Annotated in this window: 21 protein-coding genes; 4 read left to right on the top strand and 17 right to left on the bottom strand. The window is 63.5% G+C overall.

What is annotated here, in order from left to right:
- Positions 1-3: 3 nt before the first annotated feature.
- Positions 4-978, bottom strand: a complete 975-nt coding sequence (locus AC6LKD_RS04860; protein ID WP_013394588.1) for a Bug family tripartite tricarboxylate transporter substrate binding protein — start codon at positions 976-978, stop codon at positions 4-6.
- 129 nt (positions 979-1,107) lie between these two features.
- On the opposite strand from AC6LKD_RS04860, the gene AC6LKD_RS04855 reads away from it, so the two are divergent.
- Complete coding sequence (locus tag AC6LKD_RS04855; RefSeq protein WP_498115364.1) at positions 1,108-2,067, top strand: LysR family transcriptional regulator; 960 nt, start codon at positions 1,108-1,110, stop codon at positions 2,065-2,067.
- On the opposite strand, the gene AC6LKD_RS04850 is transcribed toward AC6LKD_RS04855, so the two are convergent.
- The 11 genes from AC6LKD_RS04850 to uvrB all read right to left on the bottom strand — a co-directional run bounded on the left by AC6LKD_RS04850 (position 2,060) and on the right by uvrB (position 11,676).
- Positions 2,060-2,944, bottom strand: a complete 885-nt coding sequence (locus AC6LKD_RS04850; protein WP_013394590.1) for a methylglyoxal synthase — start codon at positions 2,942-2,944, stop codon at positions 2,060-2,062. The two genes, AC6LKD_RS04855 and AC6LKD_RS04850, sit on opposite strands and share 8 nt — an antisense overlap.
- Positions 2,945-3,083: 139 nt before the next feature.
- On the bottom strand, positions 3,084-3,278 hold the full coding sequence (gene iscX, locus AC6LKD_RS04845; protein ID WP_013394591.1) for a Fe-S cluster assembly protein IscX: 195 nt from the start codon (positions 3,276-3,278) through the stop codon (positions 3,084-3,086).
- Positions 3,278-3,619 (bottom strand): ISC system 2Fe-2S type ferredoxin, encoded by a 342-nt coding sequence (gene fdx / locus AC6LKD_RS04840; RefSeq protein WP_013394592.1) that lies wholly within the window; start codon positions 3,617-3,619, stop codon positions 3,278-3,280. The genes iscX and fdx overlap by 1 nt, the downstream gene beginning before the upstream one ends.
- Positions 3,620-3,628: 9 nt before the next feature.
- Positions 3,629-5,491 (bottom strand): Fe-S protein assembly chaperone HscA, encoded by a 1,863-nt coding sequence (hscA, locus tag AC6LKD_RS04835; RefSeq protein WP_013394593.1) that lies wholly within the window; start codon positions 5,489-5,491, stop codon positions 3,629-3,631.
- 72 nt (positions 5,492-5,563) lie between these two features.
- Positions 5,564-6,076, bottom strand: a complete 513-nt coding sequence (gene hscB, locus AC6LKD_RS04830; RefSeq protein ID WP_013394594.1) for a Fe-S protein assembly co-chaperone HscB — start codon at positions 6,074-6,076, stop codon at positions 5,564-5,566.
- A gap of 3 nt (positions 6,077-6,079) precedes the next feature.
- Positions 6,080-6,403 carry an iron-sulfur cluster assembly protein IscA gene (gene iscA / locus AC6LKD_RS04825; RefSeq protein ID WP_013394595.1) on the bottom strand — a complete coding sequence of 108 codons (324 nt, stop codon included), beginning with the start codon at positions 6,401-6,403 and terminating at the stop codon, positions 6,080-6,082.
- A 2-nt stretch (positions 6,404-6,405) separates the two neighbouring features.
- On the bottom strand, positions 6,406-6,810 hold the full coding sequence (iscU, locus tag AC6LKD_RS04820; protein WP_013394596.1) for a Fe-S cluster assembly scaffold IscU: 405 nt from the start codon (positions 6,808-6,810) through the stop codon (positions 6,406-6,408).
- A 33-nt stretch (positions 6,811-6,843) separates the two neighbouring features.
- The gene (locus AC6LKD_RS04815; protein WP_013394597.1) at positions 6,844-8,055 is read right to left on the bottom strand and encodes an IscS subfamily cysteine desulfurase; all 1,212 of its coding nucleotides are present in this window, start codon (positions 8,053-8,055) and stop codon (positions 6,844-6,846) included.
- Between the two features lie 21 nt (positions 8,056-8,076).
- A complete protein-coding gene (gene iscR, locus AC6LKD_RS04810; RefSeq protein ID WP_013394598.1) occupies positions 8,077-8,619 on the bottom strand; it encodes a Fe-S cluster assembly transcriptional regulator IscR in 543 nt (180 codons plus the stop codon).
- A 194-nt stretch (positions 8,620-8,813) separates the two neighbouring features.
- On the bottom strand, positions 8,814-9,305 hold the full coding sequence (locus AC6LKD_RS04805) for a low molecular weight protein-tyrosine-phosphatase (RefSeq protein WP_006386176.1): 492 nt from the start codon (positions 9,303-9,305) through the stop codon (positions 8,814-8,816).
- A 250-nt stretch (positions 9,306-9,555) separates the two neighbouring features.
- Positions 9,556-11,676 (bottom strand): excinuclease ABC subunit UvrB, encoded by a 2,121-nt coding sequence (gene uvrB, locus AC6LKD_RS04800; RefSeq protein WP_237709918.1) that lies wholly within the window; start codon positions 11,674-11,676, stop codon positions 9,556-9,558.
- A 75-nt stretch (positions 11,677-11,751) separates the two neighbouring features.
- Here uvrB and AC6LKD_RS04795 point away from each other — a divergent pair, with 75 nt between their 5' ends.
- On the top strand, positions 11,752-12,951 hold the full coding sequence (locus tag AC6LKD_RS04795) for an amino acid aminotransferase (RefSeq protein ID WP_013394600.1): 1,200 nt from the start codon (positions 11,752-11,754) through the stop codon (positions 12,949-12,951).
- Between the two features lie 180 nt (positions 12,952-13,131).
- Entirely contained in the window at positions 13,132-13,782 is a 651-nt protein-coding gene (lexA, locus tag AC6LKD_RS04790) for a transcriptional repressor LexA (protein ID WP_498115361.1), read from the top strand.
- 123 nt (positions 13,783-13,905) lie between these two features.
- On the opposite strand, the gene lon is transcribed toward lexA, so the two are convergent.
- The 5 genes from lon to loiP form a co-directional block, all read right to left on the bottom strand.
- Positions 13,906-16,356: an endopeptidase La gene (gene lon, locus AC6LKD_RS04785; protein WP_013394602.1), complete on the bottom strand. Its 2,451-nt coding sequence runs from the start codon at positions 16,354-16,356 to the stop codon at positions 13,906-13,908.
- 259 nt (positions 16,357-16,615) lie between these two features.
- Positions 16,616-17,914, bottom strand: coding sequence for an ATP-dependent Clp protease ATP-binding subunit ClpX (gene clpX / locus AC6LKD_RS04780; RefSeq protein WP_013394603.1), 1,299 nt, complete (start codon positions 17,912-17,914; stop codon positions 16,616-16,618).
- Between the two features lie 100 nt (positions 17,915-18,014).
- On the bottom strand, positions 18,015-18,668 hold the full coding sequence (gene clpP, locus AC6LKD_RS04775) for an ATP-dependent Clp endopeptidase proteolytic subunit ClpP (RefSeq protein WP_013394604.1): 654 nt from the start codon (positions 18,666-18,668) through the stop codon (positions 18,015-18,017).
- 4 nt (positions 18,669-18,672) lie between these two features.
- Positions 18,673-19,983, bottom strand: a complete 1,311-nt coding sequence (gene tig, locus AC6LKD_RS04770; protein WP_013394605.1) for a trigger factor — start codon at positions 19,981-19,983, stop codon at positions 18,673-18,675.
- A gap of 169 nt (positions 19,984-20,152) precedes the next feature.
- The gene (gene loiP, locus AC6LKD_RS04765) at positions 20,153-20,908 is read right to left on the bottom strand and encodes a metalloprotease LoiP (RefSeq protein ID WP_013394606.1); all 756 of its coding nucleotides are present in this window, start codon (positions 20,906-20,908) and stop codon (positions 20,153-20,155) included.
- A 260-nt stretch (positions 20,909-21,168) separates the two neighbouring features.
- Between loiP and AC6LKD_RS04760 the strand changes: the two genes are divergently transcribed.
- Positions 21,169-21,720: a TIGR00645 family protein gene (locus AC6LKD_RS04760; RefSeq protein WP_013394607.1), complete on the top strand. Its 552-nt coding sequence runs from the start codon at positions 21,169-21,171 to the stop codon at positions 21,718-21,720.
- Positions 21,721-21,804 lie beyond the last annotated feature (84 nt).

Below are 21,804 nucleotides of genomic sequence, written 5' to 3'. Positions count from 1 at the left end.
TGATTACTGCTCGCCCTTCAGGCCGATGGTTTGCGCAGCCTGGGTCCATTGCGCGGTTTCGCGCTTGAAGAACGCATCCAGTTCGGCGGGAGCGACTCGGAAAGCCTCCGCGCCGCGCTCCTGCATCGCCTTGCGGTAGGCATCGCTCGCGACCACTCGGGCCACGGCCTCGCGCAGCTTCTGCACCACGTCCGGCGGGGTGCCCGCAGGAGTCTGCAGGGAGAACCAGAATTTGAGATCCAGGCTGGGATAGCCCGCCTCCTTCAGCGTGGGCACGTCCGGCAACAAGGGCGAACGCTCGGCGGCGGTAATCGCCAGCGCCCTCAGCCGGCCGCCTTGCACCTGGCCGAGGCTGGTCGACATGCTGTCGAACAGGAAATCGACCTGCCCGCCGATGACGTCGGTCACGGCGTTCGCGCTGCCCTTGTAAGCCACGCCCACGGCCTGAAAACCCGCAAGCTTCTGCAACGACGCGCCATAGACGTGCGGCGAACTGCCGGGGCCGAAGGTGGCATAGCTGAGCCCGTTCTTCATGTCGCGGCCGCGCTGGACCAGCTCGGCCAAGGTCTTGACCGGCGTGCGCTCGGGATTGACCACCAGCAGATTGGGCATGGCGCCCGTCGTGCCGACCGGCACATAGTCCTGCAGCGGAGCCATCTTCGCGCTCGGGTACATCAGCGGATTGATGGCCTGCATGGCCACCGTGTTGTGCATCAGCGTATAGCCATCCGCGGGACCGTTCAGCACGCTCTGGTAGCCGACATTGCCGCTGGCACCCGGCTTGTTCTGCACGATGACCTGCTGCCCCAACTCGCGCGCCAGAGGCTCGGCCACCAGGCGCGCGATGAAATCAGTCGGACCGCCGGCCGAAAACGGCACGACCAGCGTAATTGGCTTGGCGGGCCAGGTACCTGCCAACGCCGGGCCGGACAGCGCCGCCGCAGCCGCGCAAGCGGCAAGAATTCTTTGGAACGCCATGATGTCTCCGTTGTGTTCTTAGAGGGATGGCGTCCATTATGCGAAGCGTCTTGATATATTAGAAATGCCGTTTAAATATGCAGGCCATAATAAATTTGTGATGGCCTGCCTGCACGAGGTTCACGCATCATGTCGATGTCCATCCGCGCGATGCAATGCTTTGTCGCCGTGGTTTCCACTGGATCGATCAGCCGCGCCGCCGCCGCGCTCCATGTCGCGCAACCCGCGCTAAGCCTGCTGATACGCAATCTGGAAGAGGATCTGGGCGTGGTGCTGTTGCATCGCAGCGCCCGCGGGGTCACGCCAACGGCTGCGGGATCGCGCATGCTGGCGCACGCGCGCGAGATACTTGGCCGCATCGACGCGGCGCGCGCCGACGTGCGCGAAGACCTCAGCGCACCGCGCGGGACCGTCTCGCTGGCCATGTCCATGTCCATGGCCAAACTGCTCACCGTGCCGCTCCTGCGCTTTTCCCTGGAACACTGGCCCGGCGTCTACCTGAAGATCATCGAGTCCAGCACCGGGTACATCCCGGGCTTCGTCAGTTCCGGCCATGCCGACCTGGGACTGACCTTCAGCGACGACGCCTCGGTCGACCTGCGCTTCCAGCACCTGATAGATGAAGAACTGGTCGTGGTTTCGCCGCCGTCGGCCAAGCCGCGCAAAAAGCCGGCCCCAGCCGCGCTACGTGCGCTGCCGGTCATGGATCTGCACGCGCTCGCCGAATTGCCGCTGGTATTGCCTGGCAGCCAGCACAGCCTGCGCCGCCTGCTGGACCAGTATCAACAACAGGAGCGCGCCGAATTCCGCGTCATTGCCGAGGCCAACGCCATTCCGCAACTGATCGAACTGGCGCAGGCTGGCATCGCGCACACCATCCTGTCTTACGCGGCGGTGCACCAGGAAGCCGCGCGCGGCGAGGTCATCCTGCACCGCATCGTCAAGCCGCGCCTGGCGCGGCCCGTGTTCCTGTGCAGGTCCGATGTCCTGCCATTGTCCATGGCAGCATCCGCCGTGGCCGACCGGGTCAGCCGCATCATCACGGACTCCCGACCTGGCGACGCGCCCACCCGGGCCAGGTTCAGATGACGCGCTTTTCCACCGCCTGCGCCCAGCGCCGCGCCACCACCGGCGAAGTGGCGCAGGTCGCGGACTCGGTCACCACGCGCACCGCGCGTTCCAGCAGCTGGATGTCGGCCTCGTGCTGGCGGGCCACATGCGGATCTTCGAAGAAGATCACGCGCTGGCATTGGTGTTCCAGCACCAGCTCCGCGATCTGGGCGTCGCCGCCCAGCGGCCCGCTCAGGTAGCGGTGCACCCAGGGCGTATCCTTGGGCCAGCCGCGCGACCAGGCCAGGTCGTTCAAGCGGCCGCCGGTGGTGCCTGTGGCCACGCGCCGCGCAAACCGCGACAGCACGTCGAAATGCTCGCTGGCGAACGCCACCATCTCGTCCTTGAGCGCATCGTGGGCGATCAGCGCCACGGTCTGGCCGGTGAAGTTGAAATGGCGCGAAGCCGAGACATCCGGCGGCAAGCCGGCATGGACGCGTTCGACTTCCATCCATTCGATGGCGCCCGCGAGCGTCGAAATGAACGGACGGCCGTGCGTGATGCACTGGCGCTTGAGCGCCAGCGCCTCCGGGAAAATCGATGACGGGTCGACGGGATCGATCAGGTAGATCGCGCCGTCGAACGGCGCCTGCCCGTCGCGCCCTTCCGTCACCCGGGCCACCAGCTTCATCAAGCCGCCCTCACGGCCGTAGGGATAGCGGATCAGCCCACCGTAGCCCTGCAGCATGCCCTCGCGCACGATCGCATCGTGGGTGCGGCCGACGGTGTGCAGCTGCACCCCCAGCTCGCGTATCGTGCCCGAACATGCGCGCAGCCAGGTAAACAGCGCGGCATCGGGAGTTTCGTGGTGCAGCCGGTTGGCGGCCAGGCCAAAGCGCAATTGGGCAGCGGGCATCGGTGGACTCAGGGAGGTAGGGACGACAGGAAGATCCTTGATGATACCGTGGCGGACATGGCCGCGGCGGGTTCGGCCCGCATCTGCAGCGCTCCAAAACAAAAAACGCTCCCCGCAGGGAGCGTTTTCGACTCAGCGATCAATCCGCCTCATCGATCCAGGCCATCTGGATGGCCTCCAGGATCTTTTCACCACAATGCGCGGGGTCGTCGTTGAAGCCCGGCAAGGCCAGGACCCACTCGCGCAGCTGCACGAAACGCAGCGTCTTGGGATCCTCGTCGGGGTGCGCGTCGAGCAGCGCTTCGGCGATCTGGTAGGTGTCGGTCCACTTCATCAATGGCCCTCTTTGGCGTGGTTGATGGTGTACTTGGGAATCTCGACCGTCAGGTCGGCGTCGGTCACCAGCGCCTGGCAAGACAGGCGCGAGGTCGGGGTCAGGCCCCAGGCCTTGTCCAGCAGATCCTCTTCGTCGTCGGTGGCGTCTTCCAGCGAAGAGTAGCCCTGCTTGACCACCACGTGACAGGTCGTGCACGCACACGAGAGTTCGCAGGCGTGTTCGATATCGATGTGGTTGTCCAGCAGCACGCGGCAGATCGACACGCCCTTCGGCGCGTCTTCGATTACGGCGCCTTCCGGGCAGTAGTCGGGATGAGGCAATACAGTCAGTTTCGGCATAGCGTGTTATCAGGCAATCTCATCAAGTTTGCGGCCCGCCAGCGCGGCGCGGATGCTGCGATCCATCCGGCGCGCAGCGAAATCATCGGTCGCGGCCGACAAGGCCTGGACTGCGTCCTTCACCGTGTCCACGTCCTGGGCGTCCTGGGCTGCCATGGCGGCCTGCAGGCATTCGTCCACGCGCTTGCGTTCCTCGGCGTCCAGCAAGTCGCCGTCGGCGGCCAGCGCGGCCTGCACCGACTCGACCAACTGGCGGGCGTCCACTTGTTGCTCCCGCAGCATGCGGGCGCGGGCATCGGTATCGGCTTGCGCCACGCTGTCGGCCAGCATCTGCGCGATCTCGTCATCCGTGAGGCCGTAGGACGGCTTGACGGACACCATGGCCTCGACGCCTTTGCTCTGTTCGCGCGCGGTCACGCTCAGCAGGCCGTCGGCGTCCACCTGGAAGGTCACGCGGATGCGCGCGGCGCCAGCCACCATGGGCGGAATGCCGCGCAGTTCGAAACGGGCCAGCGAGCGCGAATCGGCGACCAGGTCGCGTTCGCCCTGCACCACGTGGATGCTCATGGCCGTCTGGCCATCCTTGAAGGTCGTGAATTCCTGCGCGCGCGCCACGGGGATGGTGCTGTTGCGCGGGATGATGCGCTCCACCAGGCCGCCCATGGTTTCCAGTCCCAGCGACAGCGGAATCACGTCCAGCAGCAGCCAGTCCTCGCCAGGCGCACGATTGCCTGCCAGCAGATTGGCCTGCAAGGCGGCGCCCAATGCCACCACCTGGTCCGGATCCAGATCGGTCAATGGCTGCGAGCCGAACAGCTTGCCCACGGCCGCGCGCACGACCGGCATGCGCGTGGCGCCGCCGACCATCACCACGCCGCGCACGTCGGCCGGCGTCAGCGCAGCGTCGCGCAAGGCGCGGCGCGCGCAGTCCAGCGTACGGACGATGAGAGGCTGGGCCAATTCTTCGAATGCCGCCCGCGTCAGGCTCGTGTCCACGGTCCTGCCGTCGGACAATGCCAGCTTCAGGCTGGCGGCATCCGCATCCGACAAGGCTTCGCGCGCGGCGCGCGCCGACATCAGCAGGCGGCGGCGATCCGCCGGCGTAAACTCGCCGGGAGCAAGCCCCGCCACCACATGATCGACGATCAACGCATCGAAGTCGTCGCCGCCCAGCGCGGTATCGCCGCCCGTGGCGATGACTTCGAACACGCCCTGGGTCAGGCGCAGAATGGAAATATCGAATGTGCCGCCGCCCAGGTCGTACACGGCATACACGCCTTCGGCGGCATTATCCAGGCCGTAGGCGATGGCCGCCGCCGTCGGTTCATTCAGCAGGCGCAGTACGTTCAGACCAGCCAGACGGGCGGCGTCGCGCGTGGCCTGGCGTTGCGCGTCATCGAAATAAGCGGGCACAGTGATGACGGCGCCGACCAGATCGTCGCCCAACACGTCTTCGGCACGCTGGCGCAGGACGGCAAGGATCTGCGCCGATACTTCGACCGGGCTCAGGTCGCCCTGGACGGTGCGGATGCGCACCATGCCGGGCGCGTCCACGAATTCGTAGGGCGCGCGGCTGGCGCGCGCCTCTTCCAGCGAACGGCCCATGAACCGCTTGACCGAAACAACGGTGTTCAACGGATCCTCGGCCTGCTGCGCCAGCGGCTCGCGGCCCGTGGTGACCTTGCCGCCCGCGAAATAGCGCACGGCGGAAGGCAGCAAGGCGTGGCCCTGCGCATCCGTCAGCACTTCGGCGACGCTGCTGCGCACAGCCGCGACCAGGGAATTGGTAGTGCCCAGATCAATCCCGACCGCCAGCTTGCGCTGGTGCGGCGCGGGCGATTCGCCAGGCTCGGATATCTGCAATAAGGCCATGATTCTGCTTTTATGGTCAGTAGGCGGCGCGATGCCGGCGCCCGCCTCGCGGGCGCTCCGGCGCGCCCTGGGCTATGCGGCGGGCTGGGCGTGCGCCAGTTCTTCCGCCAGCTTCTCCACGAACATCCATTCCCGCACCTTGAGCCCGGCCGCCGCGTAGTCGCGGTCCTGGTCCAGCAAGCGGGTCAGCGTGGCCCGCATGGTGGCGCGCGCCTGCTGCAACTCCGCTTGCAAGGCCGCCAGGCCGTCAGCGTCGTCGCGCGCGTCGTCCAGCATCTCGCGCCAGGTCATCTGCTGCATCAGGAACTCGGGGTCCATGGCCGTGTTGCTCTCGGTCTGCAGGTCCACGCCCGCCTGCTCGCACAGGTAGCGCGCCCGCAGCAAGGGATCGCGCAACAGGCGGTAGGCCTCGTTGGCGCGCGCCGCCCACTGCATGGCGACGCGGCGTTCCGCGGGGCTGGCAGTGGCATAGCGGTCGGGATGCACCTGCGCGGCGACAGCGCGCCAGGCGGACTCAAGCGCCTGGGCGTCCAGATCGAAGCGCGCCGGCAAGCCGAACAGGCTGAAGTGATCGTCTACAGCCAAGACCTACACCGTGAACGACTCGCCGCAGCCGCAGGTCGCCTTCTCGTTGGGGTTGCGGAACTTGAAGCCTTCGTTCAGGCCTTCGCGGGCGTAGTCGAGTTCGGTGCCGTCCAGGTAGGACAGGCTTTTCGGGTCGATGAAGACCTTCACGCCGAAGCTTTCGAACACCACGTCTTCCGGCGCCACGTCGTCCACGTATTCGAGCTTGTAGGCCATGCCGGAGCAGCCCGTGGTCCTAACGCCGAGCCGCAAGCCGATACCCTTTCCGCGCTTCTGCAAGTAGCGGCCGATATGGGTGGCAGCCTGTTGGGTCAGGGTAACGGACATGTTCAGCCCGCCACAGCTTCGGCCGGGGCCGTATGCTTTTCTTTGTAGTTCTGCACCGCGGCCTTGATCGCGTCTTCGGCCAGGATGGAACAGTGGACTTTCACGGGCGGCAGGGCCAATTCTTCGGCGATCTGCGTGTTGCGGATGTTCATCGCTTCGTCCAGGGTCTTGCCCTTGACCCATTCGGTCACGAGCGAACTGGAAGCGATGGCCGAACCGCAACCGTAGGTCTTGAAGCGCGCGTCTTCGATCACGCCGGCTTCGTTCACCTTGATCTGCAGCTTCATCACGTCGCCACAGGCGGGTGCGCCGACCATGCCGGTGCCCACCGATTCGTCCGACTTGTCGAACGAACCGACGTTGCGCGGGTTTTCGTAGTGATCCAGAACTTTGGTGCTGTAAGACATGTTAATTCTCCACGAATTTCTAGGCGCGGGCGCTTAGTGCGCAGCCCACTGAACGGTGTTCAAGTCGATGCCTTCCTTGGCCATTTCCCACAGCGGCGACATATCGCGCAGCTTGCCGACGCGGCTCTTGAGCAGTTCGATGGCGTAGTCCACTTCCTTTTCGGTCGTGAAACGGCCCAGGGTGAAACGGATCGAACTGTGCGCCAACTCGTCGTTGCGGCCCAGGGCCCGCAACACGTAGGACGGTTCCAGGCTGGCCGAGGTGCAGGCCGAGCCGCTGGAGACGGCCAATTCCTTGATCGCCATGATCAGGGATTCGCCTTCGACATAGTTGAAGCTGACATTCAAATTGTGCGGAACGCGCTGATCCATGTCGCCGTTGAGGTAGACCTCTTCGATCTGCGACAGGCCTGCCCACAGGCGGTCGCGCAGCATGCGAATGCGCTCATTTTCGGTGCCCATTTCCTCGCGGGCCAGGCGGAAAGCCTCGCCCATGCCGACGATCTGGTGCGTGGCCAGCGTGCCCGAGCGGAAACCGCGCTCATGGCCGCCACCGTGCATTTGCGCTTCGATGCGGATGCGCGGCTTGCGGCGCACGTACAGCGCGCCGATGCCCTTGGGACCGTAGGTCTTGTGGGCGGAGAAGGACATCAGGTCGACCTTGAGCTTTTGCAGGTCGATGGCCACCTTGCCGGTCGCCTGGGCGGCGTCCACGTGGAAGATGATGCCCTTCTCGCGGCAGATTTCACCCAGGGTTTCCACGTCCTGGATCACGCCGATTTCGTTGTTCACCATCATCACCGACACCAGCACGGTATCAGGGCGCAGCGCGGCCTTGAAGGTGTCCAAGTCGATCAGGCCGTTGTCCTTGACGTCCAGGTAGGTCACCTCGAAGCCCTGGCGCTCGAGTTCGCGACAGGTGTCCAGCACAGCCTTGTGCTCGGTCTTGACGGTGACGATGTGCTTGCCGCGTTCGGAGTAAAAGTTCGCGGCGCCCTTGATCGCCAGGTTGTTGGACTCGGTCGCGCCGGAGGTCCAGACGATTTCGCGCGGGTCGGCGTTGACCAGCTTGGCGACTTCTTCGCGGGCGCGTTCGACGGCATCTTCGGATTCCCAGCCAAACGCGTGGCTGCGCGAGGCCGGGTTGCCGAAGTTCTCGTACAGCCAGGGCACCATCTTGTCCACGACGCGGGGGTCGACGGGCGTCGTGGCCGAATAGTCCAGATAGATCGGGCGGGTGGTCATTTCTACAACTCCTGATACTGCTTATACGGTGGCGTTGGCGGCGACGGTCGCGGCCGGAGCATTGGCGGCGCTTGCGGCGCCCCCCACCCGGTTCACGCGTACCGCGCAAGCCTGCGCTTGATTGTTGGCTTCCTGCAATTGGCGCACGCGCTGCTGATCGACCAGATCTTGCAGGGACACCGAATCCAGGTAATCCACCATCTTGCGATTCAACGTAGCCCAGAGTTCGTGCGTCATGCACTTGCCCGGCTTGCCGTCGTTGCCGCTCGTACAGTCCCGCTTGCCGCCGCAACTGGTGGCGTCCAGGGGTTCGTCGACGGCAAAGATGATGTCGGCGACGGTAACGTTACGGGCCAGGCGTGCAAGCGAATAGCCGCCGCCGGGACCGCGCACGCTGTCCACGAGTTCGTGGCGACGCAGTTTCCCGAACAGCTGTTCCAGGTAGGACAGCGAAATATTCTGACGCTGGCTGATGGCCGCTAGAGTGACCGGACCGCTATGCTGCCGCATAGCCAGATCGATCATGGCAGTCACGGCGAAACGCCCCTTGGTAGTTAGCCGCATGGTAGGTTCCCTGTGATTCGGCAATGGCCGCAGGCGAATCCAGCGGTCAATACCCGAGTAATTGGCTCAAGTATAGCCTATTCCCGACTAATTTGGTATGGCTCCCGGCTAGAAAAAACCGCGCATTCGCGCGGTTTTTTTCTGCCCAGTTTCTCCGAGAACCGCCCGGCGGGCAGCCCTGCGGAAAAAACGGATCACGCCGCCTGATACTGGGTAGCGCGCTTGCGCACCAGCTCGAGCACACCCTGACAGGCGTCTTCCAGGTAGTCCAATACCTTGCCGAAACCATCGGCGCCGCCATAGTACGGATCGGGCACGGTGGCCTCCTCGAACTCGTTGGCAAAGCGCATCAGCAGCATCAGCTTGTGCTGGTAGGCCTTGGGGCACTGCTGCTGCATGGCAGACAGGTTGTCCCAGTCCATGGCGAGGATCAGGTCGAAATCGCGGAAATCCTCCGCGGTGACCTGACGCGCTTCGCAGTGCGTGATCTCGTAGCCGCGCTTGCGCGCTGCGGCCTGCGCCCGGGCATCAGGCGCCTCGCCGATGTGAAACGCGTGCGTGCCCGCGGAGTCGATGCGAACCACATCGCCCAAACCCGCGTCGTTCACCAAATGGCGAAACACGCCCTCTGCGCTCGGCGAGCGACAGATATTGCCCATGCAAACGAAAAGTACCTTGGTCATCATGGAAGTAAGTGTGCGGGAAAACCCGAGATAAGGCAAGCTTTTTTTGCGTTTGCGAGATTCGGGCCGAGCCAATACATCGCCATCATTAACCCAAACAAATCATACACTTACGATTGAATCCGGATCCTGCGCCTGAACACTGGACCCGGAGAATTCGCCTGATTGCGACAGCTTGATTGCAACGCAACAGATTTTCTAAAAATTCAGCAGACCGTCAGCCAATAGAAACATTTAGGTACACCAACCTGGCCTATACCGCCCCATCCAGAAGCACCCGCTGCTTCAGCGCGGTCAAGGCGTCGCGGGCGGCCGCCGCCTGCTCGAACTCCAGATTCCGGGCATGGTCCATCATCAGTTTCTCCAGGCGCTTGATCTCGCGGGCCAGGGCCTTTTCGTCCTTCAGGAACTCAGCCGGCACCGCCGCCTCGAGCGCATCGTGCTGCGTGGGCGCGACCACGCCGTCGATCAGCTCGCGCACGGCCTTCTGCACGCCCCTGGCAGTGATGCCATGATCGGCGTTGAATTTCTGCTGCTTGGCGCGTCGTCTCTCGGTTTCTTCCATGGCGCGCTGCATCGAATCGGTGATGCGGTCCGCATAGAGGATGGCGTGGCCATTCAGATTGCGCGCCGCGCGGCCTATGGTCTGGATCAGGCTGCGCTCCGACCGCAGGAAACCTTCCTTGTCCGCGTCCAGTATGGCGACCAGCGAGACTTCAGGGATATCCAGGCCTTCGCGCAGCAGGTTGATCCCCACCAGCACGTCGAACGTGCCCAAGCGCAGGTCGCGGATGATCTCCACGCGCTCTACGGTGTCGATATCCGAGTGCAGGTAGCGCACCCTCACCCCGTGTTCGCTGAGGAAGTCCGTCAGGTCCTCGGCCATGCGTTTGGTCAGGGTGGTGACCAGCACGCGCTCAGCTTGCGAGACGCGCGCCTTGATCTGCCCGAGCAGATCGTCGACCTGCGTGCGGGCAGGCAGGACCTCGACCAGCGGATCCACCAGCCCGGTGGGTCGGACGACCTGCTCCACGACGTTGTCGGTGTGCTCTTTCTCGTACGCAGCCGGCGTGGCCGATACGAATACGCACTGGCGCATCCGGGCCTCGAATTCTTCAAGCTTCAACGGCCGGTTGTCCAGCGCCGAAGGCAGCCGGAAGCCGTACTGCACCAACGTTTCCTTGCGCGCACGGTCGCCGCGGTACATGCCGCCCAACTGCCCGATGGTGACGTGGCTTTCGTCGATGAACATGAGCGCATCGGACGGCAGGTAGTCGATCAAGGTAGGTGGCGGTTCGCCCGGCGCCGCGCCCGACAGGTGCCTGGAGTAGTTTTCGATGCCCTTACAGAACCCCAGTTCCTGCAGCATTTCCAGGTCGAAACGGGTGCGCTGCTCCAGCCGCTGGGCCTCGACCAGATGACCGTCGTCGACAAAACGCTTGACGCGTTCGCGCAGCTCTTCCTTGATGGTTTCGATGGCGCGCAGCACGGTATCGCGCGGCGTGACGTAGTGCGAACCGGGATAAACGGTGAAACGCGGCAGCTTCTGGCGGATGCGGCCGGTCAGCGGGTCGAACAGCTCCAGGCTTTCGATTTCGTCGTCGAATAGCGTCAGGCGCAGCGCCAGCTCCGGACTTTCCGCCGGGAAGATGTCGATGGTCTCGCCGCGCACCCGGAATACGCCACGGGTGAACTCGGCGTCGTTGCGGGTGTACTGCATGGCGACGAGGCGCGCCAGGATCTCGCGGCGGGCGATCTGATCCCCAGCGCGCAGGATCAGCACCATGGCATGGTAGTCGCCCGGGTTGCCGATACCGTAGATGCAGGACACCGTGCCCACGATGATGGTGTCGCGGCGCTCCAGCAGGCTCTTGGTCGCGGACAGCCGCATCTGCTCGATGTGTTCATTGATGGACGAATCCTTTTCGATGAACAGGTCGCGCGTCGGGACGTAGGCCTCAGGCTGATAGTAGTCGTAATACGAAACAAAGTACTCGACCGCGTTCTTCGGGAAGAACTCCCGCATCTCGGCGTACAACTGGGCGGCCAGCGTCTTGTTGGGGGCCAGCACCAGCGCCGGCCGTCCCATGCGGGCGATCACGTTGGCCATGGTGTAGGTCTTGCCGGAGCCCGTCACGCCCAAAAGCGTCTGGAACATCAGGCCGTCCTCTACCCCCTGCGTCAGCCCCTCGATGGCGGTGGGCTGATCCCCAGCCGGCGGATAGGGTTGGTACAGATGAAACGGGCTGCCCGGGAAGTCGATGAATCCAGGGCCTGGCGCGGACGGGTCCGCCACGGCCGATGCCGCCACGGGATCGGCCGCCGGGTTCGCCGCAGCCCCCGCCGTAATCGGGTCTATTGCGCTCTTAGGCATGCTAGACTCTTCCAGGGTAAACCCCTCATTATCCACAGCAGCCTGTACTGCGTCCACCCACCTCATCAGACTCCCATGAGCACCCTTTTCGATTCCGTCGAACTCGCGCCGCGCGACCCCATTCTTGGCCTGAACGAACAATACAACGCTGATACGCGTCCCGGTAAGGTGAATCTGGGCGTGGGCGTGTACTACGACGATCAGGGTCGCATTCCCCTGCTGGGCGCGGTGCGCAAGGCCGAGGCCGCCCGCATCGAAGCCGCCGCCGCCCGCGGCTACCTGCCGATCGAAGGCATCGCCGGCTACAACACCGGCGCGCAAGCCCTGTTGCTGGGCAAGGATTCGGCGCTGGCCGCCGCCGGCCGCGTGCTGACCACCCAGGCCCTGGGCGGAACCGGCGCGCTGAAGATCGGCGCCGACTTCCTGCGCCAGCTGCTGCCGACCTCCAAGGTCCTGATCAGCGATCCCAGCTGGGAAAACCACCGCGCCCTGTTCGAGCGCGCCGGCTTCGAGGTCGGCACCTATTCGTACTACGACGCCGCCACCCGCGGCCTGAACTTCGACGCCATGCTGGCCGACCTGAAGGCCGCCCCCGCCAAGACCGTCGTCGTGCTGCATGCCTGCTGCCACAACCCCACCGGCGTGGACCCCACCCCCGACCAGTGGAAGCAGATCGCCGCCGTCGTCAAGGAAAACAAGCTGGTCCCGTTCCTGGACATCGCCTACCAGGGTTTCGGCGACGGCCTGACCGAAGACGCCTCGGTCGTGCGCATGTTCGCCGATCTGGACCTGACCATGTTCATCAGCTCGTCGTTCTCGAAGTCGTTCTCGCTGTACGGCGAACGCGTGGGCGCGCTGACGGTCGTGGCCGGCAGCAAGGACGAAGCCACCCGCGTGCTGAGCCAACTCAAGCGCGTGATCCGCACCAACTACTCCAACCCGCCCACCCACGGCGGCACGGTGGTGTCGACGGTCCTGAACACGCCTGAACTCTTTGCCATGTGGGAAGAGGAACTGGCCGGCATGCGCGACCGCATCCGCGAGATGCGCAAGCAACTGGTCGACAAGATCAAGGAACACGGCGGCAAGCAGGACTTCAGCTTCGTGCTGCAGCAGCGCGGCATGTTCTCGTACTCGGGCCTGACCGCCGCGCAAGTGGATCGCCTGCGCGAAGAGCATGGTGTCTACGCCGTGTCCAGCGGCCGCATCTGCGTCGCCGCGCTGAACAGCGGCAACATCGACAAGGTCGCCAAGGGCATCGCAGCAGTGCTTTAAGACCACTTGCCGCGCACAGGCCTATCCGGGCCTGCCGCCAGGAACGGGACCTTCGGGTCCCGTTTTTCTTTTGGCGCGGGCCGGCTTTTTCTTTTGGCGCGGGCTGGCTTGCTTTTTTGCGCTGCGTCCCCCAGAATGGCGCTGTATATATGTACAGTCCGCTAGCACCGGATCATCGCCATGGCCAGCAAACTCACTGATCGCCAACAACAAATCCTGGACCTCATCCGGCAGACCGTCGCACGCACCGGCTTCCCGCCGACGCGCGCCGAAATCGCCCTGGCCCTGGGTTTCCGTTCCCCCAATGCAGCGGAAGATCACCTCAAGGCGCTGGCGCGCAAGGGCGCCATCGAACTGACGGCGGGCGCCTCCCGCGGCATCCGCCTGAAAGACGCCTCCCCCACTTCCACGCAAAGCTCGCTGCCGATGCCGGGCCTGGCGCAGTTACTGCTGCCCCTGGTCGGCCGCGTGGCTGCGGGCAGCCCCATCCTGGCCGCCGAGCACGTCGAACGCGAAGTCGGCGTAGACCCCAACCTGTTCGCTCAGGCGCCCGACTACCTGCTCAAGGTCCGCGGCATGAGCATGCGCGATGCCGGCATCCTGGAAGGCGACCTGCTTGCCGTAAAAAAGGCTTCGGAAGCCCGCAACGGCCAGATCGTGGTGGCTCGCCTGGGCGACGACGTCACGGTCAAGCGGCTGCAGCGCCAGAACGGCCACATCGAACTCCTGCCCGAAAACCCCGATTTCGAACCCATTGTGGTCGAAGCCGGCCAGGATTTTGCGCTGGAGGGCATTGCAGTAGGCCTGATCCGCACACACGCACTGCACTAGACCCCGGCGTTCTGCGTCCGCGCACTACGTAAAAAAACCCCGCCGATTTTCTTGGCGGGGTTTTTTGTTGAAGGCCCTGTCTTGGAGAAACGCCACCCGAGGGCGGCGTCCTCCAGGCGTTCATCAGTGCTTGAGCACCGGATCGGTCGAACCGGGTTCGGCAGGCTTGGCCACCAGGGGTTCCTTGACGGCCTCTTCCTCGGCCAGGGGCTCCGGCAGACGCTCCAAGGCCATTTCCAGCACCTTGTCGATCCAGCGCACCGGCACGATTTCAAGGTGGTTCTTGACGTTGTCCGGGATTTCCGCCAAGTCCTTGACGTTTTCTTCCGGGATCAAGACCGTCTTGATGCCGCCACGGTGAGCTGCAAGCAGCTTTTCCTTCAGGCCGCCGATGGGCAGGACTTCGCCGCGCAGCGTGATCTCGCCGGTCATGGCGACGTCGGCGCGCACCGGGATGCGCGACAAGGCCGACACCATGGCCGTGGTGATCGCGATACCCGCGGACGGACCGTCCTTGGGTGTCGCGCCTTCCGGCACGTGCACGTGCATGTCGTGCTTCTCGAAGACGCTGTCGGCAAAGCCCAGGCGGCGGGCGCGCGAACGCACCACCGTGCGGGCCGCTTCGACCGATTCCTTCATCACGTCGCCCAGCGAACCGGTGCGTTGGATGACGCCCTTGCCCGGCATGTCCGCGACTTCGATCGTCAGCAGATCGCCGCCGACTTCGGTCCAGGCCAGACCCGTCACCTGACCGATCTGGTTTTCCTTTTCGGCCATGCCGAAGGCGTAACGGCGCACGCCCAGGAAATCGCTCAGGTTGTCGCCCGTGACGTTGACCGGCTTGACCTCGACGGTCTTGCCTTCAGCCTTGGCGCGGTCGTTCTGGGTCAGCAACTGCTTGATGACCTTGCGGCAGATCTTGCCCACTTCGCGCTCGAGCGCACGCACGCCGGCTTCGCGGGTGTAGTAACGCACGATGTCGCGCAGCGCGCTGTCGTCGACCGTGAGTTCGCTATCCTTCACGCCGTTGTTCTTCATCAGCTTGGGCAGCAGATGGTCGCGGGCGATGTGGATCTTCTCTTCCTCGGTATAACCCGACAGGCGGATCACTTCCATGCGGTCCAGCAGGGCCGGCGGAATGTTCAGCGTGTTGCTGGTAGCCACGAACATCACGTCGGACAGGTCGAAGTCGACTTCGATGTAATGGTCCTGGAACGTGTGGTTCTGTTCCGGGTCCAGCACTTCGAGCAGCGCCGAGGAGGGATCGCCACGGAAATCCATGCCCAGCTTGTCGATTTCGTCGAGCAGGAACAAGGGATTGCGCACGCCGACCTTGGACATGTTCTGGACGATCTTGCCAGGCATGGAGCCGATGTACGTACGACGATGGCCGCGGATCTCGGCTTCGTCGCGCACGCCGCCCAGCGCCATGCGCACGAACTTGCGGTTCGTTGCCTTGGCGATGGATTGGCCGAGCGAGGTCTTACCCACGCCAGGAGGGCCGACCAGGCACAGGATGGGCGCCTTCACCTTGTCCACGCGCTGTTGCACGGCAAGATATTCGAGGATCCGTTCCTTGACCTTTTCCAGACCGTAATGGTCGTTGTCCAGCACCGTTTCCGCGTTGCTGATGGAATTGTTGATCTTGCTCTTCTTCCTCCAGGGGAGGTTGATGAGCGTATCGATGTAGTTGCGCACCACGGTGGCTTCGGCCGACATGGGCGACATGAGCTTGAGCTTCTTGAGCTCGGCATCGGCCTTCTTGCGCGCCTCTTTGGGCATGTGGGCAGCGATGATCTTCTTTTCAAGCTCTTCGATGTCCGCGCCCTCTTCGCCTTCGCCCAACTCCTTCTGAATGGCCTTGACCTGCTCATTCAGGTAGTAGTCGCGCTGGCTCTTCTCCATCTGCTTCTTCACGCGGCCGCGAATCCGCTTTTCGACCTGGAGGATGTCGATTTCGGTTTCGAGTTGCGTGAGCAGGCCTTCGAGGCGCTCGGAGGTGCCGACGATCTCGAGCATCTTCTGCTTCTGCTCGAGCTTCAGGGGAAGATGTGCGGCGATCGTGTCGGCCAGGCGCCCGGCATCATCGATGCCAGCCAGCGAGGTCAGGATCTCCGGGGGGATCTTCTTGTTCAGTTTTACGTACTGCTCGAACTGAGCCACGATGGCGCGGCGCAGGGCCTCGGTCTCGGAGCCTTGCATGGCGTCCGGTTCGATCGGGCTCACCTGGCAGGTGAAGTGCGAATCGGCGTCTTCGATGCTGTTGATACGGGCGCGCTGGGTGCCTTCGACCAGCACCTTGACGGTGCCGTCGGGCAATTTGAGCATCTGCAGGATGCCGGCTACGCAGCCGATCTCGTAGACGTCTTCGGGGGTGGGATCATCCTTGCCGGCGGATTTCTGGGCCACGAGCATGATGCTCTTGCCCGCTTCCATCGCAACCTCGAGCGCGCGGATAGAGCGCGGACGGCCGACGAACAGCGGGATGACCATGTGCGGAAACACTACGACGTCGCGCAGTGGGAGCAGGGGCAGGTCGATCGGGTCGGAAGGCAGGGTCTGGCTGGCAGACATAGGAGGTTCCTCGGTATGACTCGGCGTATCGGGGACGGGAGATCCGGGTATACCCGGGCAATCCACGTCGGTTACGTCTGTTATGGGAACAATAGCCGAAAATTCAAGATCTCGGCGCCCGGATAACCCAAAGGCTGGAAAAAACCCCGGGGCGGCACTCCCAGTATGCAAGCGTCGCGCCTGCGGGAAAAGCGTGTTTGCACCCGGGAATGCGCCTTAGGCAAAAAAACCCGTTACAGGAACGGGCTTTTTTGAAATATCAGGCTGCGGCATCGCGGACTTCTCCGCGCTCTGGCTTGTCGGCAGCCGCGTCCTCGTCGGCGTAGATGAGCAATGGCTTGCCCTCGCCTTCGATGGCGCCCTCGTCCAGCACCACGCGCTTGACGTTGCCTTGAGAAGGCAGGTCATACATGGTGTCGAGCAGGGCCTGCTCGATGATGGAACGCAGGCCGCGCGCGCCTGTCTTGCGGCGCAGCGCCTTGCGGGCGATCGCCTTCAGGGCCGCGGGCCGCACGTCGAGCTCAGCGCCTTCCATGGCGAACAGCTTCTGGAATTGCTTGAGCAAGGCGTTCTTGGGCTCGGTCAGGATCTGCACCAGGGCCGCTTCGTCCAGTTCGTCCAGGGTGGCGACCACCGGCAGACGGCCGACCAGTTCGGGAATCAAGCCGAACTTGATCAGGTCTTCCGGTTCGACTTCGGAGAACAGCTCGCCCACGCCGCGTTCCGACTTGGCGCGCACCGAGGCCGAAAAGCCGATGCCCGATTTTTCGGTACGGTCGCGGATGACCTTTTCCAGTCCGTCGAAGGCGCCGCCCACGATGAACAGGATGTTGGTCGTGTCGACCTGGACGAAGTCCTGGTTGGGGTGCTTGCGGCCGCCCTGCGGGGGCACCGAAGCGACCGTGCCTTCGATCAGCTTCAGCAAGGCCTGCTGCACGCCCTCGCCCGACACGTCGCGGGTGATGGACGGGTTGTCGGACTTGCGGGAAATCTTGTCAATTTCATCGATGTAGATGATGGCGCGCTGCGCCTTTTCCACTTCGTAGTTGCAGTTCTGCAGCAACTTCTGAATGATGTTCTCGACGTCTTCGCCCACGTAACCGGCTTCGGTCAGCGTGGTGGCGTCGGCCATGACGAAGGGCACGTTCAGCATGCGCGCCAGCGTCTGGGCCAGGAGCGTCTTGCCCGACCCGGTGGGGCCGATCAGCATGATGTTGCTCTTGGAGAGCTCGACTTCGTCGCCCTTGATCTCGCCGTGGCGGATGCGCTTGTAATGGTTGTAGACGGCCACGGCCAGCATGCGCTTGGGCGAGTTCTGCCCGATGACGTACTGGTCGAGGAAGGTCTTGATTTCAGCCGGAGTGGGCAGTTCGGAACGAATCGCCGCGCGCGCGGTGGCTTGCGCCTCCTCGCGGATGATGTCGTTGCACAAGTCTATGCATTCATCGCAGATGAATACCGACGGACCCGCGATCAGCTTGCGGACTTCATGCTGGCTTTTATTGCAAAACGAGCAATGCAGCACTTTTGCGTCTGCCGATCCCTTTTTTTCAGGCATATTTCTTTCGTATCTCAGGTAAAGATGCGCCAGGCTGGAACTTAGCCTAGCGCATGCGCTTACTCAAACATGATGGCAGCGGGTCAGATCAACCTGGAAGTCAGCCTTCCGAGCGGGAGGTCATCACCTTGTCCACCAGTCCATACGATACCGCATCTTCGGCCGACATGAAGTTGTCACGCTCCGTGTCTATGCCGATGCGTTCCATGGTCTGGCCGGTGTTTTCAGCCAGGATGCGGTTCAGGCGTTCGCGCAGGTCCAGGATCTCGCGAGCCTGGATCTGGATGTCCGATGCCTGCCCTTGGGCGCCGCCCGAGGGCTGGTGGATCATGATGCGCGAGTTGGGCAGGGTGAAGCGCTTGCCCTTCTTGCCTGCGGCCAGCAGGAACGCGCCCATGCTGGCCGCCAGGCCGGTGCACAGGGTGGACACGTCCGGCTTGACGAACTGCATGGTGTCAAAAATGGCCATTCCCGCGTACACCGACCCGCCGGGCGAGTTGATGTATAGGGAAATGTCCTTGTCAGGATTCTCCGATTCCAGGAACAGCAACTGCGCCACGACCAGGTTGGCCGTTGCGTCATTGACCGGACCCACCAGGAAAATGAGCCGCTCGCGGAGCAGACGCGAATAGATGTCGTAGGCGCGCTCGCCGCGCCCCGACTGCTCGATCACCATGGGAATGTAGCCCAGGCCGGTGGGGGTCACCGAAGACCCGCCATTCATTGCCGCATAGAAATCGGTGAATCTCTGCATAGTGTTACGCCATCCCCATCAACTGATCGAAAGGCACCTTCTCTTCGGTGACCTTGGCCTTTTCCAGCACGTGCGCGACGACATTGTCTTCCAGCACGATAGCCTCGATTTCAGCACGACGCTGGCGGTCAGCCAGGTAATAGCTGACAACCTGGGCGGGTTGTTCGTAGTTCTCGGCGAACTCTTCGATACGCGCGCGAACTTGCTCGGGCTTGGCTTGCAGCTGGGCTTGCTTGACCAGTTCCGACACCAGCAGGCCCAGGCGCACACGGCGCTCGGATTCGGTGGCGAAGGCTTCAGCCGGGATCGGCACGGACTCGGCGTTCGGGATGCCGCGCTGCTTGAGCTCTTCGCGGGCAGCGGCGACGCGGCCTTGCACGTCGTTGTCGACCAGTGCCTTCGGCACGTCGAACTTGCCGGCTTCGACCAGGGCGTCCATGACGCTGGACTTGGTGCGGCCAGCCGAGCGGACCTTGACTTCGCGTTCGATGTTGCTGCGGATGTCGGCCTTCAGCTTTTCGACGTCGCCTTCGGCCTGGCCGAGGGACTTGGCGAATTCGCTGTTCAGCTCGGGCAGCACGCCTTCAGCCACTTCCTTGACGGTGATGGTGAATTCGGCGGTCTTGCCGGCGACTTCCTTGCCTTGGTAGTCATCGGGGAACTTGAGCGGGAAGACCTTGCTTTCGCCAGCCTTCAGGCCGCGGGCGGCTTCTTCGAATTCCGGCAGCATGCGGCCTTGGCCGAGCACGAACGGGAAATCTTCGGCCTTGCCGCCTTCGAACGGCACGCCGTCGATGGTGCCGGCAAAGTCCAGCGTGACGCGGTCGCCGTCTTGCGAGGCGCGGCCTTCACGGGCTTCGAACGTGGCGCGCTGCTTGCGCAGGACGTCCAGCGTTTGCTGCACTTCGGCGTCGGTGACGGCCGTTTCGTAGCGGGTCACGGCCAGGGTCGACAGGTCCGGCACGGCGACTTCGGGATAGACCTCGAACGTGGCGGTAAACGCCAGCGTGTCGTCGGCAACGCCGTCGGTCTTGGGTTCGAGATTCGGGGCGCCAGCGACGCGCAGCTTGGCGCCGTCGACGGCTTGTTCAAAGGCACGGCCAACTTGGCCATTGATCACGTCGTAGCGGATGCCGGGGCCATGGCTGCGCTCGAGCATGGCAAGCGGAGCCTTGCCAGGACGGAAGCCGGGGACCTTGGCGGTCCGTGCCACGCGCTTCAATTGCGCCTGGACTTCCTTTTCGACGTCGGCCACCGAGACGGCCAGATCAACACGGCGCTCCAGGCCGGAGAGGGTTTCAACCACAGGCTGCATTAAAAGACCTATTTTCCGAGAGATAAAGAGATGACGGGCGGATAAACGCGGCATTTTACCGGAAACTTCCGGCCCCCTGACGCAAAGGGGCGCGAGCACCCGGATAAGTCCGGATACTCGCGCCCCGTTTTCCACCCGGGACGGGAGGAGAAACGCCTGTACGGACGCTTTATTTGGCCTTGGCGATGCGCTCTTCGATGTGCTGCGCACGCTTGGCCGAGGACGGGTGCGAGCTCATCATATCGCTCTTGCCGCCGTCGAGTTCGGCCAGCTTCTGGAAGGCCGTCACCAGGCCGCGGGTATTGAGACCCTTGGCCTGCAACTGGTCGAAGGAGTAATCATCGGCGGCGCTTTCCTGCGATTGCGAGAATTGCGCGTTGATGAACTTCTCGGTCAGGTCGCCCAGTTGCGACGAGCTCAGCGCGGCCACGGTAGCGCCGCCTGCCGCATTGGCGGCGTCGCGCGCGGCGGAAACGGTGTAGGCGGTCTGCATTGCCTTCTTGCTGTGGCCCAGCGCGACGTGGCCGATTTCGTGGCCCACCACGCCCAGCACTTCATCGTCGGTCATCATGTCCATCAGGCCGCTGTAGACGCGGATGCAGCCATTGGCCATGGCCCACGCGTTGACGTCCTTGGTGACGTAGACCTTGTAGCTGGCCTTCTGGCCGTTGACGGTGCCGCCCAGTTGCTTGGCGATCTTCTGCAGGCGGGCGTCGTACTTGCTGCCGGGAGCAGCAATCTTTTCCTGCGAATCGCTTTGCGCGCAAGCCTTGTCCGACAGGGTCTTGATTTCAGCATCGCTCAGCGTGGCAGCCTGAACGACCTTGCTGCCGGCGCCGACCAGGCCGCCGATGTCCAAAGCCTGGGAGGCGGAGAAAGGGGCGAGCGCAACGCTCAAGGCGGCAACGGTGTAGCGGATCTTCATGGGAACAAACTCCTCTTTACTGGCTCTATGCGAACGAGGCCGCAATTCTATATACGACCAATGCACACAAAGCGTTTCGCCACACAGTTTCGCAAATGCCAGCTTTTCTTACATAAAACCCCAACAAGATCCGCGCAGTCATGCTAGCCGGCGCTTGCGCCGGACTGGATCGCTCTTAAAAAACTGATATCTGCGGCAACGCGGCATTGATAGAATTGCGCCCGCCTTTTTCGCACATACCATTCGGCTCGCACCCACAAATGAACTCCAACACCCCTCCCCGCCTGGGCTTGCTGCCCAGCCTCATCTTCAGCTCGCGCTGGCTGCAACTGCCCCTGTACCTGGGCCTGATCGTCGCCCAAGGCGTCTACGTCATGCTGTTCCTGAAAGAGCTGTGGCACCTGGTGACGCACGCCAGCAGCTTCGGCGAAATGGAGATCATGCTGCTGGTGCTGGGCCTGATCGACGTGGTGATGATCTCGAACCTGCTGGTCATGGTGATCGTGGGCGGCTACGAAACGTTCGTGTCCCGCCTGCGCCTGCAGGGCCATCCTGACCAACCGGAATGGCTCAGCCATGTGAACGCCAGCGTGCTCAAGGTCAAGCTGGCGATGGCCATCATCGGCATCTCCTCGATCCACCTGCTGCGCACCTTTATCGAAGCCGGGACGCTAGGCACCCCCAACGCGCGCTTCTCCGAGGCCGGCGTGATGTGGCAGACCGTCATCCACGCGCTGTTCATCCTGTCGGCGCTGGGAATCGCGCTGGTCGACAAATTGGCCACGCCGCCCGCCAACCACGCCAAGCACTGACGCCAAATCAGTCTCCGCGAGCCTCGCCCGCCTTGCGGGACGCACCGGGCCTCGGGAGCAAAAAAAGCCCCCGCACATTGCGTG

This window comes from Achromobacter sp. D7-1, from assembly GCF_059760445.1.
Note: the sequence above shows the minus strand (reverse complement) of the source record. Positions and strands in the feature narration are given on the sequence as shown.

Coding starts and splice junctions, on each gene's coding strand:
- AC6LKD_RS04860 (WP_013394588.1), bottom strand. CDS start 978: ATGGCGTTCCAAAGAATTCTTGCCGCTTGCGCGGCTGCGGCGGCGCTG.
- iscR (WP_013394598.1), bottom strand. CDS start 8,619: ATGCGGCTAACTACCAAGGGGCGTTTCGCCGTGACTGCCATGATCGAT.
- iscA (WP_013394595.1), bottom strand. CDS start 6,403: ATGTCCGTTACCCTGACCCAACAGGCTGCCACCCATATCGGCCGCTAC.
- uvrB (WP_237709918.1), bottom strand. CDS start 11,676: ATGCCTAAGAGCGCAATAGACCCGATTACGGCGGGGGCTGCGGCGAAC.
- hscA (WP_013394593.1), bottom strand. CDS start 5,491: ATGGCCTTATTGCAGATATCCGAGCCTGGCGAATCGCCCGCGCCGCAC.
- AC6LKD_RS04815 (WP_013394597.1), bottom strand. CDS start 8,055: ATGACCACCCGCCCGATCTATCTGGACTATTCGGCCACGACGCCCGTC.
- AC6LKD_RS04855 (WP_498115364.1), top strand. CDS start 1,108: ATGTCGATGTCCATCCGCGCGATGCAATGCTTTGTCGCCGTGGTTTCC.
- clpP (WP_013394604.1), bottom strand. CDS start 18,668: ATGCAGAGATTCACCGATTTCTATGCGGCAATGAATGGCGGGTCTTCG.
- AC6LKD_RS04795 (WP_013394600.1), top strand. CDS start 11,752: ATGAGCACCCTTTTCGATTCCGTCGAACTCGCGCCGCGCGACCCCATT.
- iscU (WP_013394596.1), bottom strand. CDS start 6,810: ATGTCTTACAGCACCAAAGTTCTGGATCACTACGAAAACCCGCGCAAC.
- AC6LKD_RS04760 (WP_013394607.1), top strand. CDS start 21,169: ATGAACTCCAACACCCCTCCCCGCCTGGGCTTGCTGCCCAGCCTCATC.
- lon (WP_013394602.1), bottom strand. CDS start 16,356: ATGTCTGCCAGCCAGACCCTGCCTTCCGACCCGATCGACCTGCCCCTG.
- AC6LKD_RS04850 (WP_013394590.1), bottom strand. CDS start 2,944: ATGCCCGCTGCCCAATTGCGCTTTGGCCTGGCCGCCAACCGGCTGCAC.
- AC6LKD_RS04805 (WP_006386176.1), bottom strand. CDS start 9,305: ATGATGACCAAGGTACTTTTCGTTTGCATGGGCAATATCTGTCGCTCG.
- fdx (WP_013394592.1), bottom strand. CDS start 3,619: ATGCCGAAACTGACTGTATTGCCTCATCCCGACTACTGCCCGGAAGGC.
- clpX (WP_013394603.1), bottom strand. CDS start 17,914: ATGCCTGAAAAAAAGGGATCGGCAGACGCAAAAGTGCTGCATTGCTCG.
- tig (WP_013394605.1), bottom strand. CDS start 19,983: ATGCAGCCTGTGGTTGAAACCCTCTCCGGCCTGGAGCGCCGTGTTGAT.
- loiP (WP_013394606.1), bottom strand. CDS start 20,908: ATGAAGATCCGCTACACCGTTGCCGCCTTGAGCGTTGCGCTCGCCCCT.
- lexA (WP_498115361.1), top strand. CDS start 13,132: ATGGCCAGCAAACTCACTGATCGCCAACAACAAATCCTGGACCTCATC.
- iscX (WP_013394591.1), bottom strand. CDS start 3,278: ATGAAGTGGACCGACACCTACCAGATCGCCGAAGCGCTGCTCGACGCG.